General features: G+C 61.9%; 19 protein-coding genes. 15 read left to right on the top strand and 4 right to left on the bottom strand.

Annotated features, from left to right (window positions below):
* Positions 1-53: 53 nt before the first annotated feature.
* From Q0949_RS09015 to Q0949_RS09000, 4 genes are read left to right on the top strand one after another with little or no spacing between them, the layout of a single operon-like run.
* Positions 54-968, top strand: coding sequence for a 3-keto-5-aminohexanoate cleavage protein (locus tag Q0949_RS09015; protein WP_299370717.1), 915 nt, complete (start codon positions 54-56; stop codon positions 966-968).
* Positions 965-1,459 carry a lipocalin family protein gene (locus tag Q0949_RS09010; protein WP_299370716.1) on the top strand — a complete coding sequence of 165 codons (495 nt, stop codon included), beginning with the start codon at positions 965-967 and terminating at the stop codon, positions 1,457-1,459. The genes Q0949_RS09015 and Q0949_RS09010 overlap by 4 nt, the downstream gene beginning before the upstream one ends.
* On the top strand, positions 1,441-2,928 hold the full coding sequence (locus Q0949_RS09005) for a carnitine 3-dehydrogenase (protein WP_299370715.1): 1,488 nt from the start codon (positions 1,441-1,443) through the stop codon (positions 2,926-2,928). Before Q0949_RS09010 ends, Q0949_RS09005 begins: the two co-directional genes overlap by 19 nt.
* A complete protein-coding gene (locus Q0949_RS09000) occupies positions 2,925-3,671 on the top strand; it encodes an SDR family oxidoreductase (RefSeq protein WP_299370714.1) in 747 nt (248 codons plus the stop codon). Before Q0949_RS09005 ends, Q0949_RS09000 begins: the two co-directional genes overlap by 4 nt.
* Before the next feature lie 60 nt (positions 3,672-3,731).
* Here the strand turns inward: Q0949_RS09000 and Q0949_RS08995 are convergent, their stop codons facing one another.
* Positions 3,732-4,592: a helix-turn-helix transcriptional regulator gene (locus Q0949_RS08995; RefSeq protein ID WP_299370712.1), complete on the bottom strand. Its 861-nt coding sequence runs from the start codon at positions 4,590-4,592 to the stop codon at positions 3,732-3,734.
* A gap of 119 nt (positions 4,593-4,711) precedes the next feature.
* Here Q0949_RS08995 and Q0949_RS08990 point away from each other — a divergent pair, with 119 nt between their 5' ends.
* Positions 4,712-5,641 carry a fatty acid desaturase gene (locus tag Q0949_RS08990; RefSeq protein WP_299370710.1) on the top strand — a complete coding sequence of 310 codons (930 nt, stop codon included), beginning with the start codon at positions 4,712-4,714 and terminating at the stop codon, positions 5,639-5,641.
* A 16-nt stretch (positions 5,642-5,657) separates the two neighbouring features.
* Positions 5,658-6,557: a DMT family transporter gene (locus tag Q0949_RS08985; RefSeq protein ID WP_299370707.1), complete on the top strand. Its 900-nt coding sequence runs from the start codon at positions 5,658-5,660 to the stop codon at positions 6,555-6,557.
* A 6-nt stretch (positions 6,558-6,563) separates the two neighbouring features.
* Here Q0949_RS08985 and Q0949_RS08980 read toward each other — a convergent pair whose 3' ends face one another.
* Together Q0949_RS08980 and Q0949_RS08975 are read right to left on the bottom strand one after the other, a co-directional pair.
* The gene (locus Q0949_RS08980; RefSeq protein WP_299370705.1) at positions 6,564-7,268 is read right to left on the bottom strand and encodes an NUDIX hydrolase; all 705 of its coding nucleotides are present in this window, start codon (positions 7,266-7,268) and stop codon (positions 6,564-6,566) included.
* Between the two features lie 50 nt (positions 7,269-7,318).
* Positions 7,319-7,726, bottom strand: a complete 408-nt coding sequence (locus Q0949_RS08975; protein WP_299370703.1) for a DUF983 domain-containing protein — start codon at positions 7,724-7,726, stop codon at positions 7,319-7,321.
* A 198-nt stretch (positions 7,727-7,924) separates the two neighbouring features.
* Between Q0949_RS08975 and Q0949_RS08970 the strand changes: the two genes are divergently transcribed.
* From Q0949_RS08970 to Q0949_RS08955, 4 genes are all read left to right on the top strand, one after another.
* Positions 7,925-8,365 (top strand): EF-hand domain-containing protein, encoded by a 441-nt coding sequence (locus tag Q0949_RS08970; protein WP_299370701.1) that lies wholly within the window; start codon positions 7,925-7,927, stop codon positions 8,363-8,365.
* Positions 8,366-8,427: 62 nt separating this feature from the next.
* Positions 8,428-9,015: an RNA polymerase sigma factor gene (locus Q0949_RS08965; protein ID WP_299370699.1), complete on the top strand. Its 588-nt coding sequence runs from the start codon at positions 8,428-8,430 to the stop codon at positions 9,013-9,015.
* A 7-nt stretch (positions 9,016-9,022) separates the two neighbouring features.
* Entirely contained in the window at positions 9,023-9,394 is a 372-nt protein-coding gene (locus Q0949_RS08960) for a hypothetical protein (RefSeq protein WP_299370697.1), read from the top strand.
* Positions 9,395-9,396: 2 nt separating this feature from the next.
* Positions 9,397-9,879 carry a periplasmic heavy metal sensor gene (locus Q0949_RS08955; RefSeq protein ID WP_299370695.1) on the top strand — a complete coding sequence of 161 codons (483 nt, stop codon included), beginning with the start codon at positions 9,397-9,399 and terminating at the stop codon, positions 9,877-9,879.
* Between the two features lie 13 nt (positions 9,880-9,892).
* Here the strand turns inward: Q0949_RS08955 and Q0949_RS08950 are convergent, their stop codons facing one another.
* Positions 9,893-11,290 carry a diguanylate cyclase gene (locus tag Q0949_RS08950; protein ID WP_299370693.1) on the bottom strand — a complete coding sequence of 466 codons (1,398 nt, stop codon included), beginning with the start codon at positions 11,288-11,290 and terminating at the stop codon, positions 9,893-9,895.
* Between the two features lie 95 nt (positions 11,291-11,385).
* Here Q0949_RS08950 and Q0949_RS08945 point away from each other — a divergent pair, with 95 nt between their 5' ends.
* From Q0949_RS08945 to Q0949_RS08925, 5 genes are all read left to right on the top strand, one after another.
* The gene (locus tag Q0949_RS08945) at positions 11,386-11,670 is read left to right on the top strand and encodes a DUF3572 domain-containing protein (protein ID WP_299370691.1); all 285 of its coding nucleotides are present in this window, start codon (positions 11,386-11,388) and stop codon (positions 11,668-11,670) included.
* Positions 11,661-12,389 carry an HAD family hydrolase gene (locus Q0949_RS08940; RefSeq protein WP_299370689.1) on the top strand — a complete coding sequence of 243 codons (729 nt, stop codon included), beginning with the start codon at positions 11,661-11,663 and terminating at the stop codon, positions 12,387-12,389. The genes Q0949_RS08945 and Q0949_RS08940 overlap by 10 nt, the downstream gene beginning before the upstream one ends.
* 106 nt (positions 12,390-12,495) lie before the next feature.
* On the top strand, positions 12,496-14,058 hold the full coding sequence (locus Q0949_RS08935; RefSeq protein ID WP_299370687.1) for a trimethylamine methyltransferase family protein: 1,563 nt from the start codon (positions 12,496-12,498) through the stop codon (positions 14,056-14,058).
* Positions 14,059-14,155: 97 nt separating this feature from the next.
* Positions 14,156-14,743, top strand: coding sequence for a heme NO-binding domain-containing protein (locus tag Q0949_RS08930; protein ID WP_299370685.1), 588 nt, complete (start codon positions 14,156-14,158; stop codon positions 14,741-14,743).
* Positions 14,740-15,777: a GGDEF domain-containing protein gene (locus tag Q0949_RS08925; protein WP_299370683.1), complete on the top strand. Its 1,038-nt coding sequence runs from the start codon at positions 14,740-14,742 to the stop codon at positions 15,775-15,777. The genes Q0949_RS08930 and Q0949_RS08925 overlap by 4 nt, the downstream gene beginning before the upstream one ends.
* The last annotated feature ends 248 nt before the right edge of the window (positions 15,778-16,025 follow it).

Genomic DNA, 16,025 nt, shown 5'->3' with positions numbered 1-16,025 from the left:
AAGGTTGACATGGAATTCTCGCCAATGTGTGAAAAAACGCAAGGAGACCGCAGATGCCTTTGTCGATGAACCGTGAGGTGTTTATCACCTGTGCCGTGACCGGGTCTGGGGGCACGCAGGACCGCAGTCCGCATGTGCCGCGCAGCCCCGAGCAGATTGCCAACAGCGCGATCGCGGCGGCCAAGGCCGGGGCGGCGATTGTTCATTGCCACGTGCGCGACCCCGAGACAGGTGCGCCGTCGCGCGACCTGTCTTACTACCGCGAGGTGACGGATCGCATCCGGGATGCGGATGTCGATGTTGTGTTGAACCTGACCGCGGGTATGGGGGGCGACATGGTGTTTGGAGATGTCGAGGCCCCCTTGCCGCTGAAAAACGCAGGCACTGACATGATCGGGGCCACGGAACGTGTGGCGCATGTGGCGGAGTGTCTGCCGGAGATATGCACGCTGGACTGTGGCACGATGAACTTTGCCGAGGCTGATTATGTCATGACGAACACGCCGGGCATGCTGACGGCAATGGGGCGCATGATGACCGGGCTTGGGGTCAAGCCGGAAATCGAGGCCTTTGACACCGGGCATCTTTGGTATGCCAAGCAGTTGGTGAAGGATGGTGTTCTGGATGCGCCTGCGCTGGTGCAGCTGTGCATGGGTGTGCCATGGGGCGCGCCGGATGACCTGAACACATTTATGGCGATGGTGAACAATGTGCCCGAGGACTGGACGTTTTCCGCATTTGCGCTTGGACGCAATCAGATGGCCTATGTGGCGGCGGCTGTGCTGGCGGGGGGCAACGTTCGCGTGGGGCTTGAGGATAATCTGTGGCTGGGCAAGGGAGAGCTGGCGCAGAACTGGCAGCTTGTCGAGCGTGCGGGCACCATCATCGAGAACATGGGTGCGCGGGTCATTGGCCCGGATGAGGTCCGCGCCAAATTGGGCTTGACCAAGCAGGCCCCCAAGGGGTGAGGGCGGCGCGCGCTCTGCTGTTGTGGTTGGCGCTTGGCGCCTGTGCGCCTGCGCCGCAGGAGGCCTTTGAGCTGCCATTGCGCAATCCGACGGTGCCGATCGGCGCGATTTCCCGATTTGACCTGGGCGCGTTCGCGGGTGACTGGCAGGTGCGGGAGAGTGCGGGCGGGGCGTGGATCCTGACGCGTTTTTCGGTTGACGCTGACAGTATGGACTGGCGCGAGGTCTGCGGCGCCGGGCCTGCGCACGGGCGCATCAATCTGCGTGCGCCGGGCATATTGCGCGTCACATATGAGGACGGCGTGCAGCGCGATATCTGGGTCGTGTGGATCGACCCCGATCATCGTACGGCAGCGCTGGGCACGCCTGAGGGCGACTTTGGCTTTGTGGTGACGCGGACAGACAGCGTGCGGCGTGATCAGGTGACGGCGGCGCGGCAGGTTTTGGATTTCAACGGATACCGGACGGACACATGGAACAAGGTACAGTGAAGACGGCGGCCATCATCGGTGGCGGCGTTATTGGTGGCGGCTGGGCCGCGCGGTTTCTTTTAAATGGATGGGATGTGCGGGTGTTTGATCCGGACCCGCAGGCCGAGGAAAAGTTGGCGCCGGTTCTGGCGCAGTCGCGGCGGGCCTTGCCCAGCCTGACGGATGTGGCCCTGCCTTCCGAAGGGCGGTTGACCTTTTGCGATACCATGTCCGAAGCGGTCGACGGTGCGATTTGGGTCCAGGAAAGCGTGCCTGAGCGATTGGAGTTAAAGCGCAAGGTCTACCAGACGGCGCAGGCGGCGATGTCGCCTGACGCGATCCTGGCTTCTTCCACCTCCGGGTTCACGCCATCGCAGTTGCAGGGATGTGCGACGCGACCGGAACAGATCATGGTGTGCCACCCCTTCAACCCCGTGTATTTGATGCCGCTGATTGAGGTGGTTCCGTCACCGGCGACGGATTTAGCTTTGGTGGAAAAGGCCGAAGGTATCCTGCGGTCGCTTGGGCATTATCCGCTGCGCGTGCGCAAGGAAATTGATGCACATATTGCGGACCGGTTTCTTGAGGCCGTGTGGCGCGAAGCACTGTGGCTGGTCAAGGACGGGGTCGCCACCACCGAAGAGATCGACGAGGCCATCCGCATGGGGTTTGGCATTCGCTGGGCGCAGATGGGGCTATTCGACACTTACCGAACGGCGGGTGGCGAAGCGGGGATGCGGCATTTCATGGCGCAGTTTGGTCCGGCGCTACAGTGGCCGTGGACCAAGCTCATGGATGTGCCTGAGTTTACCGACGAATTGGTGGACCTGATCGCGGGGCAGTCCGATGCGCAGTCCGGGCACATGACCATCTCGGAGATGTTGCGCGCGCGCGACGACAACCTTGTCGGCATGATGCGCAGTCTCAAGGCCAATGATTGGGGTGCTGGCGCGGTGATGAACGCCCATGAGGCGAGCTTGCGCGCCGGTACGGTGCTGGGCGCGCATCTGGATGAGCTGGAGGATGTATCCGCCCCGTTGCTGACGGTCCGGCGTGCGGTGCCGCTTGATTGGACGGATTACAACGGTCACATGAACGAAGCGCGGTACTTGCAGGCCTTTGGCGACGCGACGGACCGGTTCATGGAGATGGTGGGCTGTGATGCGGCCTATATCGCGACGGGGGGCAGCTATTTCACGGCCGAGACGCATATCCGACACGTGGATGAGGCCCTGGCGGGCACTTTAATCGAGGTGCGGACGCAGGTGCTGGCGGGCGCTGGCAAGAAGCTGCATCTGTTCCACGAGATGTACGACGGGGACCGTTTGCTGGCTACGGGAGAACATTTCCTGCTGCATGTGAGCCTTGAGACGCGCCGTCCGTCCGACCCGTCGGAGGCGATTTTGGCCGCACTTGCCCGTGTGTCGGGCGCGCATGCGGATTTGCCCCGACCCGACGGTGCGGGGCGCGCTGTGGGGCAGCGGCCGTGAAGCGTGTTCTGGTCACGGCAGGCGCGTCGGGGATCGGCCTTGCCATGGGGCACGCTTTTGAGGCTGCTGGGTTTTCGGTTCGGGTGACGGATGTCGATGCCGCCGCCCTGGAGAAGGTGCCCGCATCCTGGAACGCGCATTTGTGCGATGCGGCGGACGAGGCACGCGTTGCGGCGGTGATGGAAGCGGCGGGCCCATTGGATGTGCTCTGTGCCAATGCCGGCATTGCGGGCCCGACCGCGCGTGTTGAGGATGTCGACCTCGCGGAGTGGCGGGCCTGTGTGTCGGTCAATCTCGAAGGGGCGTTCCTTGCGGTCAAGCATGGGTTGCCCGCGATGAAGGCCGCGGGGCAGGGCAGTATTGTGTTCACCTCGTCGACGGCCGGGATATATGGCTATCCCAATCGCGCGCCTTACGCGGCGGCGAAGTGGGCCGTGATCGGGTTGATGAAGACGGTCGCGATGGAAGCTGGGCCGTTTGGCGTGCGGGCAAATGCCATTTGCCCCGGTGCTGTGGAAGGCGCGCGGATGGAGGGTGTTCTGGCGCGCGAGGCGACGGCCAAGGGCATGACCCGCGACGCGGTATATGCGGGCTATGCGCAGGGCACGTCGATGCGCAGTTTTGTGGAGGCTTCGGACATTGCGGATATGGCGGTGTTTCTTGGATCAGATGCCGCGCGGCGCGTGTCTGGGCAGGTGATCGCGGTGGACTGCCATACGGAGAATCCTGATCCCAAGCTGTGAGGTCGGGGGCGGCTCTGTTTGCCTGACGGCAAAGGCGCCCGCCCGCCGACCCGTTTGGCGCTATGTCATTTTGCGGCGCAGGGTTTCGACGTGATCGGGGATATCGCGAGCGGTAAAGGCCGCGCGCCGTACAAGATCGTCGAAATGGAGCGACAGGGTTTCGATGCGCGCGCGGTCTCGAAAGGCCATGTAGTGGCCGCCGGTGTAGATCACGGCAAGCAGCGGGCCGAAGACCGTGATGGGCGCGGAATAGAGCATGCGGGCGTCATAAAGGTAGAGGCGGAGCCTCGGATAGAGCTGTGTGCTGAGGGTGAGCAGTTGATTCAGCTGGTCGGCGCGGATGTGTTTGGGCAAGCCTGAGTAATAGCCGGTGCCGGTGGCGAAACTGTCCAGTTCGTGCAGGGGCAGGGCGATCTCGTAGTCGGACTGCGCGCTGCGCATCCAGTTCAGGCGGTCCCTGGACGCGTTGATCGCCTGGGTCGTGGTGCGGCCAAGATGAGGCCCGTATTCCCATTCCAGCATGGCGTTGGTCTTGAGCATATCGGGCAGCCCGGCGGGCACATGGCGTATCTTGTAGCCTGCGGCCTCCTGGTGCCAACCAAAGATACGTTCATCAATCAGGGCACGGGGGGCTTCGGTCAGGGTGAGGGCCGCGGCTGTGAGAGCGGCGGCGCTTTCGGGGCGGTCGGAGAGGCCCAGAAGCCAATCAGCCGACACGCCCAAGGCCTGGGCGCAGGCCCCGACGGTCTGAGCGCCGGGCAGGCGGGCGCCGTCATCGGCAAGGGCTTGGCTGACCGTTGATCTGTCCGTACCGATCGTTCGGGCCAGTGCGCTTTGCGACATTTTCTGTTCACGCATTGCCGCGGCCAGCCGCTGGCGGAACTGGGCAGCGCGGTCTCGTTTGTCGATAATTCCTACCATGTGGTGACAAATATCACGAAACGCGGTCTTTGTTAACCACTTGCCAACTGCGCAGCAGGGCGATGCATCGCTAGGGTTTGACGGTACGCCCACACGCCCGTGAAAGGAAACCGCACGCAATGCATCGTAAACGGACGACGCGGTACCTGCCGTCAGAACGGCCCTTTGTGGTTGAATGGATCACTCTGACGTTGTTCCTCGCCTGTATTCTGACTTGGGGTGCGTCGATTCTTTGGTTGCCTTCCGTGTCCTTGCCTCTGGCCATCCTGGTCCTGGCGGTTTCGCTGGTCTTGCACGCGTCGCTGACACATGAAGTCCTGCATGGGCACCCCTTTCCGTCCCGCAGCCTCAGCGAGGCCTTGGTCATCGTCAATCCGGGGCTATTCATCCCCTATCTGCGGTTTCGCGACACGCATCTGGCGCATCATCAGGACGCCAACCTCACCGATCCTTACGATGATCCCGAGACGAATTACCTCGATCCCGTGGTCTGGCTGCGGCTCGCTCTATGGGTGCGGGTGTTGTTGGAGGTCAACAACACGCTGGCCGGTCGGATGCTGATTGGTCCCGTCTTGGCGCAGGTGATGTTCATGCGGAGCGATTGGCAAGCTGTGCGGATGGGCGATCGCCAGGTGGCACTGGGTTGGGCGTTGCATGTGCCGGGATGCATCGTGGTGCTGATGTTGGTGGTATGGGCGCCAATCCCGTTCTGGGCCTATCTGTTGGGGTGTTACGGGGCGCTGTCGGTATTGAAAATCCGGACGTTCCTTGAGCATCAGGCGCATCAAAAGGCACGCGGGCGCACGGTCATCATCGAGGATCGGGGGCTTTTGGCGTTCCTGTTTCTGAACAACAATTTCCACGTGGTACATCACATGCATCCGCGGGTGCCGTGGTACCGTTTGCCCGCGCTTTACCGGGCCAGTGCGTCGCGGTACCTGGCCTGCAACGAAGGCTATCGATATCGATCCTATATGCAGGTTTTCGCCCGTCATTTCCTGCGCGCCAAGGACAGCGTGCCGCATCCGCTCTGGTCCTCCGACCGCTGATACGGGATAGAGGGCCATGACCCTCTGGATTCCCATTACACTCGCCGCTGCCTTCTTTCAGACGTTGCGGTTCATGTTGCAACGGCAGTTGTCGCTGGGCACGTTGAGCGCGTCTGGCGCGACGCTGGCGCGGTTTGTGTATTCCGCGCCACTCGTGGCGGTTCTGATCAGCATCTACCTGTGGGCCACAGAGCAGAGCGTCCCTGTGTTTGGGCCTGCCTTGTGGGGCTTTGGCATGTTGGGTGGGTTGGCGCAGATCCTTGCGACCGTGGCCACGGTGCGCCTGTTTCAGGCGCGCAACTTTGCGGTGGGCATCACATTCAAGAAAACCGAGGTGATGCAGGCCGTTTTGGTTGGTTGGGTCCTGCTGGGAGATGCGGTCAGCGGTTGGGGCCTAATGGCCATTGGACTTGGGCTGGTGGGCGTGGTCCTTCTGTCGGTCCCGCCCGGGCGCGGGTTCGGGTGGCGCGACATGGCGAACCCGTCCGCAGGGCTCGGGTTGGTGGCGGGATTGCTCTTTGCAGTCTCGGGCGTGTGTTACCGCGGCGCGTCGTTGAGCCTTGACCTTGAGGATCCGCTCGCACGCGCCGGGCTGACCCTCGCGGTCGTGACGGCGATGCAGACGATTGCGATGCTGATCTGGCTGCGGTGGCGCGATCCGGGGCAAATCGGTGCCGTCTGGGGGGCGCGGCGGGTAGCGGTCTGGGTCGGTTTGATGTCGATGGCCGGGTCATTCTGCTGGTTCACGGCCTTCACCTTGCAGAACGCCGCCTATGTCAACGCGGTCGGGCAGGTCGAATTGATCCTGAGCGCGCTGGCGTCGGTGCTGGTCTTCCGCGAGGCGATCAGCGGGCGCGAATGGCTGGGCATGGCGGTGCTTTTGGCGTCCATTCTGATGCTGATCGCGGTGATCTGACGGGGATCAGTCGGGCTGGGCGTAGCCGCGCAGACGCAAGAACAGGCTTTCTTCTTCGTTGTTCTTGAAGAATGGCACGCTTGCGGGGGGGGCCGGGTCCGTGACGCGGGCGGCGATTTCGCTCAGGACGACTTCGGTGATGAACGGCATGTCATAGGACCGCACGTCGTCCAGTGCGACCCATTGCAGATGCGACAGCTCGTCAGAGGCCGCAGAAAAATCGTCAGGGTCAGAGGCCAGAGTGTCCGCGTCGATCAGGAAAAATCGCGCATCGAAGCGGCGCGGGCGGCCCGGAGGGGTCAACGCGCGGAACACGAATTGCAACGGTGCGGCGTGCGGGCGGTGGCCGGTCGCGGCAAAGTCCTGCCAATCGGGCGGTGCATCGGGCCAGTGGTCCCTGGTGCCCAGGACCTGGCCAGTTTCTTCAAACAGCTCGCGAATGGCCGCTGCGGCGAGGGCCGAGCCCAGATCCGTGGCGCTGTCGTCGCGCAGGCGCGCATCATTCGGGGCCGTTACCGCGGTTGCGAGCGGTACGTGATGATCGCCCGCGTCCACCGCGCCACCCGGAAAGACGAACTTGTTCGGCATGAACACCGCCTTTGCCCCACGCTGACCCATCAGGATGCGCGGTGCGACATGCCGGTCCCGCAACACGATCACCGTGGATGCGTTGCGGATGGCCGATTTGTCCTGAGATATATCCTGTGCCATTGCGGGCCCCTGATCTGTGCTTGGATCCGGCCCGCTGCAAGGCGCGGTGTTTAACCGGCGCGGGCGAAACCACCCATGCCGCGCGCCCACTGAAAGCCGACAATGGCCCCTTTGAGCCTGGGCAGAAGGTAGAGCGACAAGCCCACGCAGCCAACCGCAAAAATGGTGAACAGCACCAGGGGCTCGGGCCGCCATGTGACAAAGACCCAGTGCAAGAGCGGTGCCATCAGGTGCCCAACCAAGAGGATCGTCAGATATGCAGGCCCGTCATCCGCACGATGGTGCGAATAGTCGAGTTTGCAAACGGGGCAGCCGGGCGCCACCTTGAGATAACCCTTGAGCAAGCGGCCTTGCCCGCAGCGCGGGCAACGGTTGCGCCAGCCGCGCCACAACGCAGGGCGGACGGGGTGTCGGGCATCTTCGGAATGTGCCACTTCGGCATTTGACTGGGTCTGCATGTGAACAGCTTTCTGTATTGGTGCCGCCAAACTGGGGGTTGGTGCAGCAAAGCGGAATGCCGCAATCTGTCCTTGCGTCCCGATGTCGCGTTGGTGACGCCAAAACTTTTTTCGACGGAAATGCGACGGCCCCCCGTTTGACCTGTACCCGGCGCAGAAAAGGACCTGCGCCATGAGGCAAAAAAACGGAGTATCAAAATGCAACGAAGCACATTTATCGCAGGTATCGCGGCAGCTGCCATCGGGATTTCCACAGTCGCTGCTATGGCGGCAGGTCGTGGTGGCCCGGATTTCGCAACGCTGGACGCAGACAACAGCGGTGAAATCTCGCTTGCCGAACTGCAAGAGGCCGGGAATGCCCGCTTTGCCCGCGCGGATGCGGATGGCGATGGGTTCCTGACTGAGGCGGAGCTGATCGAAGCGGCCAAGGGTCGTGCCGAAGACCGTGCCGCCAAGATGATCGAGCGCATGGATGCAAATGCGGATGGCAAACTGTCGGCGGACGAACTGAAACACCCGCGCCGTGATCCCGCTCGGTTCTTTGAACGTATGGACGCGGACAAAAGCGGTGGCATCAGCGAAGAGGAATTCGCCGAGGCCCGTGACAAGATGCGTGGTAAGCGCAAGTCCAAAAACTGATCACAGCCGCCTCAGACCCTGCCCCTTGCAATAAGGGGCAGGGCAGGGGTAGCCGGGGTTTGATGACTATGCCGCTCGATACGGATCCGCAGACGGACGATGCCGCGCTTTTGGCGCGCTTTGCGCGTGGTGATGCCGGTGCGGCCCGGACACTGACCGCGCGCCTTGTGCCGCGGGTCCATGCGCAGGCGATGCGGATGCTGGGCGATCAGGCAGCGGCCGAGGATGTGGCCCAAGAGGCGATGATGCGCTTGTGGCGGATTGCGCCGGAGTGGCGGACGGGCGAGGCAAAGGTGACGACGTGGTTGTACCGTGTTGTCGCCAACCTGTGCACCGACCGGCTGCGGGCACGGTCGCGCGGACCGGTTGGGCTGGACGAGGCGGCAGAGCCCGAAGATCCTGCGCCATCGGCAGAAGCGCAATTGCAGACGCAAGCCCGCCACGACGCATTGCGCCGCGCCTTGGCAGAACTGCCGGAGCGCCAGCGTCTCGCGGTGATGCTGCGCCATTTCGAAGGGGCGTCGAACCCGGAGATCGCGGCGCGGTTGGACATCAGTACAGAGGCTGTCGAAAGCCTCACGGCGCGCGGCAAGCGGGCATTGGCACAGGCACTCAAAGGGCAGGTCGCTGCCCTTGGATACGAAGGATGAACATGCGATGACACAGAACCGCCCCCCCGAACCATCGGATCCGCGTTGGCTTGATGACATCTTGGACGATCTGGCGCAGGCGCCGGTGGCGGCACCTTCGCCGCAGCTGATGGCGCGTGTTCTTGCGGATGCGGAGACGATGTTGCCCGCCCCGGGCGGTGTCAGACCGGCGCGGCCTTGGTGGCAGCAGATGGTTCAGGGACTGGGCGGTTGGGGCGCCGTTGGCGGTCTGGTTGCCGCGGCGGCCACCGGGTTTGCGGTTGGGCTGGGTGGGATTGACCCCACCGGTACGGATGCGCTTTGGTCGCTTGGCTATGACACCCTGTTTGAAGAAACGGGCGGGCTTGATGCCTTCGGCTGGGATTGGGATGAGGGTTGAGCATGAGCGATACATCTGGAACACCGCTGTGGATCAAGCTTTTGCTTGGGATCTCCCTCGCCGCGAACCTTGCGATCATCGGGCTGGTGGCGGGCTTTGTCCTGCGCGGCGGCCCCTTGGGCGGCAAGGGCCCCGGTGCAATGGGGTATGCCATGCCCTATGTGCTGGCACTGCCGCACGAGGATCGGCGCGGTGTGTTCAATGCGGTCCGGCGGGATGATGCCCTGCCGAACCGCAGGGATCGCCGTGCACAATTCAATGCCATGATTGACGCGTTGCAGACCACGCCGCTGGACGTCCCTGCGATCGAGGCGGTCCTTGCCAGCCAGGCCGACGGGGTCACGCGTGTTCAGAAACGGGCGCAATCGGAATGGCTGTCCATCGTGTCGGCGATGTCGGATGAAGAGCGCATTGCCTATGCCGGGCGGATCAAGGATGTATTGAGACGTGGCCCGGACCGGAAAAAGGGCGGGCCCAAGCGCTGAGCCACTGCTGCGTTCAGGCCGCCGGGCGGCTGAGCGTGACGCAATCGCGCCCCTTGGCCTTGGCTCCGTAAAGCGCCTTGTCCGCCCGGTCGAGAAGGCTTTCGGGTGTGTGAGCTACGGTCAGGGCCGCGGTTTTCGCGGGATCGCACACTGTCATTCCGATGGAAATGGTTGCGGTGACATCTGCGGACGAACCGGGCACCTCAAAGGGCGTGTCCCGCACGATCTGACACAGACGCTGGGCGGCGTTCTTGGCATCCTGAAGGCCCGCTCCAGGCATGACAATCAGGAATTCTTCGCCGCCGATACGAGCCACCATATCAACAGCGCGCAAGTTCTCGCGCAGCCTGCGGGCAGTGTCGACCAGCACTGCATCTCCTGCCGCGTGCCCGTGTGTGTCGTTGATCTTTTTGAAGTGATCCATGTCAGCGACCATGACGGCAAAGGGTCTGCCCGACCGGGTTGCCCGGTCTGCAATTCGGGCCAGGTGCGGCATGGCATAGCGTCGATTGTGCAGCCCGGTCAGCGGGTCGATCAGCGCCGCCTCGATCCCGGTGCGCACCGTGTCGCGCAGCGCATCGGACATGCGCTTGCGTGCCAGCAGAGTTTCGAGGCGCAACGCGACTTCGGATGGGTCACGGTGGAACGCCATGACGTCATTGGCGCCCATGTCCAGCATTTGCGCGCCAAGCTTGCAGTCGGGATCGACCTGCACCACGAGGATGACGCTGTGTCGCGTGCTCGCGTTGCTTCGGATCGTGGCCAGCAGACCAAGCATGTCTGCACTCGCATCCGGTTCCACGACCAGCACGAAACCGTCCGCGGCCTTGTCCTTGGAGCGGTGTTCGACGGCGGCTGCGGGGGTACAGCTTGCCACCGTGGCACGTGTATTTTCGCACAAGGCGGGTCGCCAGCTTTCAAGTCGGGCCTGATCTCGGGCAACAACGCGCACGGATTGCGCCGGGCCAAACTGCGTGCTGGGCTCTGCAAATCCAAGCGCGCGCGAGGTGCCGTCGCGCAGCTTCCATTCCGTTGCGGATGCAAAGGCACGGATGACGCTGCGGATCCGGGCCAGCAAAAAGCTGTCGTCGAGCGGTTTTTCCAGCACGTCTTCGGCGCCAGCGCCCAAAAGCCGGATCCGTGTATCGCCGTCACAGCCATTGCCAAGGACAATCAGAGGCACCTTGCCATGCAATCCCGCCTTGCGCATCCGGTTCATCAGCTTGAGGGGTCCGCCATCGGGCAACGTGTCTGCACAAAGAATGATATCGGGGCGGCTCTTGCCCATGGCACGAATGGCGTCGGCGATGCTGCCTGCTTGATCCATGTCATAGTGGCTGGCCGCCAGTTTGACCCGCAGCACAATGCGATTTGTAGCGATGGGATCAACAACCAGAACCTTGCCATGCATCCGACATTTCCAATTCGTAACAAAGAGTGTGTAATCGGTTCTTGACCCTTTAGGTTAACAAAGGGTTTCCAAATGGCGGTGAAGGAGCGTTTGTGATGTCGATGAAGCGAGAAACCGCCGAAGTTGTGGGCCTGCAGGCGCTGACGTGGATGGCCGGAAACGAAGAGTTGCTGCCCGTTTTCCTCGGGGCGACAGGCGCCAGCGAAGCGGATGTGCGGGCCGGGGCGACCGATCCTGCGTTTCTTGGTGCATTGCTGGATTTCATAATGATGGACGATGCCTGGGTGACGGAATTCTGTGATAGGGCGGGTCTGCCCTATGATCAGCCGATGCAGGCGCGCGCGGCCCTGCCCGGTGGGGAGCAGATGCATTGGACGTGAACGCACATGTCCCGATCCGTGGTATCATCTTTGACAAGGACGGCACGCTGTTTGATTTCGGCACTACGTGGGAAGCTTGGGCGGCCGGGTTTCTGGTGCGCATATGCGGACAGGATCTCGACCGTGCGCGGCGTGTGGGTGCTGCAATAGGCTTCGACCTTGACCAGCGCCGCTTTGACCGCACCAGCGTCGTGATCGCGGGCACGCCCGAGGACATCGCCGATGCGCTGCAGTCACAATTTCCGGACATGGCACGGGCCGAATTGCTGAGCATTCTCAATGACGAAGCAACGCTTGCACCGCAGGCCGAGGCGGTGCCGCTCTTGCCGTTTCTCACCGCGCTCAGGGCGCGTGATCTGCGTCTGGGCGTGGCGACCAATGATGCCGAAGCTCCGGCCCGTGCGCATCTTGAGGCCGCGCATGTCGTGCCGTGTTTCGATTTCATCGCCGGATCGGACAGTGGATATGGCGGCAAGCCGGATCCAGGCCAGTTGCTGGGATTCTGCGAAGCCACCGGCCTTGTGCCGGAAACTGTGGTGATGGTGGGCGACAGCCTGCATGACCTGCGCGCAGGGCAGGCCGCTGGAATGCGACGTATCGCTGTTTTGACCGGACTTGCCGAGGCTTCGGAACTGGCTCCTTACGCGAGCGTGGTCTTGCCGGATATCGGTCACATCCCTGGGTGGATCGATATGCAGGTGGGCGTGCGTCCAACGTAAACGGCCTCTTGCCCCCGAAAAACGACACAAGCCGTCGCAAACGGAGATGTGCACCCACGGGCCCTGCGGTGAGGTAGGCCTCACCAACAGGGCGGAGGATCATGCCATGGCCGGGACAGAACAAAAGCGCAGAACACGCGGAGGCGGCCGCGCCGGTGCAGCGGCGCGCCGGGGCGGGGCGGTGATCGAACAGATGCCGTGGAACCCGCCGGTGATGACCGACCTGCCGGTAGAGCCGCTGACCCCGGAAGGGGTCGAAGCAATTCACGACGGCGCTATGCGCATTCTCGAAGAGATCGGCGTGCAGTTCCTGAACGAGGAAGCCCTTGGCATACTGCGCGAGGCGGGGTGCCGGATTGACGGCGACATCGTGCGTATGGACCGTCATTGGGTCATGGAGATGATCGGCAAGGCGCCGTCCGAATTCACGCTGACCCCGCGCAACCCGGATCGCAAGATCACCATCGGCGGCAATCATCTGACCTTTGGCAATGTGTCATCGCCGCCCAACTATTGGGACATGGAGATTGGCACCAAGGTGCCCGGCAATCGCGAGATGTGCCGCAACCTGCTGAAGCTGACGCAGTATTTCAACTGTATCCATTTCGCAGGCGGCTACCCGGTCGAGCCGGTGGATATCCACGCCAGCGTGCGGCACCTCGACGTGGTCTATGACAAGCTGACGCTGACGGACAAGGTCATGCACGCCTATAGCCTCGGCAAGGAACGCGTCGAAGACGTGATGGAGATGGTGCGTATCGCAAGTGGCCTTACGGATGAAGAATTCGAAGCCAGCCCGCGCATGTATACGAATATCAATTCGACCTCGCCACTCAAGCATGATCACCCGATGATCGATGGCTGTTTGCGGCTGGTGCGGCGTGGACAGGCCGTGGTGGTCACGCCCTTTACCCTTGCGGGGGCCATGGCGCCGGTGACCATGGCGGGTGCGGTTGCGCAATCGATTGCCGAAGGGTTATGCGCGATTGCCCTCTTTCAATATGTCAGGCCCGGCGCGCCCTGTGCGATCGGCACGTTCACATCGAATGTCGACATGAAAACCGGCGCGCCTGCCTTTGGTACGCCCGAGTACATGCGTGCCACTCAAATGACCGGGCAACTGGCGCGCTTTTACGGCCTGCCGATGCGGTCTTCGGGTGTGTGTGCAGCCAATGTGCCAGACGGACAGGCGATGTGGGAAACCTCCAACAGTCTCTGGGCTGCCGTGCAGTCCGGGACGAATATGGTCTACCACGCGGCCGGGTGGCTTGAGGGGGGGCTGATCGCCAGCCCTGAAAAGTTCATCATGGATTGCGAGATATTGCAGCAAATACAGCGGTATCTGAACCCTGCGATCACCGGGACTGGTCCTGATGACATTGCGTTGGACGCTATCAAATCGGTCGGAAACGAAGGCCACTTCTTTGGCATTCAGCACACCCAGGACAGGTACACGACGGCCTTCTACCAACCGTTTCTGAGCGATTGGAAGAATTACGAGGGCTGGGAAGCCGCAGGGGGTGTGTGGACGCAGGAACGCGCCCACCGAATGTTCAAGGACATCATCGCAAATTTCGAAGCGCCGCCCATGGCGGAGAACCTGCACGAAGAGCTCAAGGAGTTTGTGGCACGTCGCAAGGCCGAGGGCGGGGCGCCGACCGATTTCTGAGCCAGCGACCGGGCGCGCAAATAGATCGAATTGTATCTGTTATCGGATTCTTTAGGGCTGCACGCGCAAAGTGCGTCCGAGGATTTGGGATAGAACGATGCATGGGCTGATCAATCGCGCGATTCAGTGTTTCGTCACTGACAGTTACGGCAGCGACAAATGGGTTGAAACGACCCGTGTCGCTGACCTTTCCTTTGTCGAATTTGAGGCGATGCTGATTTATGATGACGAGATCACGCCAAACCTGCTGGATGCGGTCAGCCAAGTCCTGAAACGTCCCCGCGACGAAGTGATGGAAGATATCGGTACCTACCTCGTATCCCATCCCAATGTCGAAGCACTGCGCAGACTGCTGCGCTTTGGCGGTGTAAGCTTTGTCGAATTCCTGCATTCACTCGACGACCTGCCGGATCGTGCGCGTCTCGCGGTCTCGGATCTGAACCTGCCCAAGATCGAATTGCGGGACCATTCGCCCAGCCAGTTCAGCCTGATCTGTGACAGCCCGGTGGCGGGATATGGCCATGTGATGATGGGTATCTTGCGGGCAATGGCGGATGACTATGGCGCGCTGGCATTGCTCGAACATACCGGCGGCGGGCAGGGCAAGGAAACGATTTCAATCACGCTGGTCGAAACAGAGTTCGCCGAAGGCCGGACATTTGATCTTGGGGCACGTGCGGGATGAGTGGGGTTGCGATGATGACAGAAGCGTTGGATGTTTTGTGTCCCATGCACGTGGTCCTGTCGCATACCGGTCACGTGATCCATGCCGGGCCGACAGTGCAGAAACTGCGCCCCGATGTGCCGCTGGTCGGACGGCGTTTCCTTGAAATATTCGATCTGAAACGCCCGCGTGCAATCACCAGCATCGACGGTCTGCGCGCCACGGCAGGCACCAAGCTGCACCTGCAATTGCGGGATGCGCCCCACACCGAGATCAAGGGCGTTCTGGTGGCGGGCCCCATATCCGGGCAATGTATTGTCAATCTGTCCTTTGGCATTTCGGTGGTTGACGCGGTGACGGATTATGCGCTCACCAGCGCCGATTTCGCAGCTACCGACCTCACAATCGAAATGCTCTACCTGGTTGAGGCAAAATCCGCAGCGATGGATGCGTCGCGCAAATTAAACCTGCGATTGCAGGGCGCGATGATCGCTGCCGAAGAACAGGCGTTTACCGATACGCTCACGGGTCTGAAAAACCGCAGGGCTATGGATCACGTGCTGGCCAGGCATCAGCAATGGGGCACCCGGTTCGGATTGATGCAAGTCGACCTGGACTGGTTCAAGGCGGTCAATGACACGCTTGGACATGCGGCTGGTGATCACGTATTGCAGACCGTGGCGCGCGTCATGGTGGATGAGACGCGCGACACCGACACGGTTTGCCGCGTGGGCGGCGATGAATTCGTCATCATCCTACCTTACGCCAAGGGTTGGGATGCGATGGAATCGATCGGCGCGCGGATCATTGCGCGATTGTCGCAACCCATCCCGTTCCAGGGCGAGGTGTGCCGTATTTCCGCCAGCATCGGCACCGCGATCTTCGAACCGGACGGCGATGAAACCATAGCTCAGGTGATGGATAATGCGGATGTCGCTCTCTACGCATCCAAAAATCGTGGCCGCGCGCAGCAGACGATCTATACCGAAGATCTGCGGATGGACGCCAAGAACCTCACCCCGCCTGCGGGCCGGTCCACAGTGGACAGTGCTTGACGCAAGGGTCAGGAATGCCTGACCTCAACGCTGCGTTGAATTTTCGCGCAAGGCGTGTTAACCTTTGTTATTGTTTTATCGATGCAGGTTCTCGCCATGTCACATTTTTACAGTGCTTTTTTGTTGTCAGCCCTGATTTTTGGGACCGGCTCATTCCAGACAAGTGATCCGTCATTGCCCCAAGCGGGCCCATGCAACCCTGAAGTGAGCCGCTGCCTCTGATCGGCGGTAGGCCAGTGTTGGTCCAA

Origin of the sequence: uncultured Tateyamaria sp. (assembly GCF_947487805.1) — a bacterium.
Classification (GTDB): Bacteria; Pseudomonadota; Alphaproteobacteria; order Rhodobacterales; family Rhodobacteraceae; genus Tateyamaria.
This window is presented reverse-complemented; position numbering and strand designations above follow the sequence as displayed.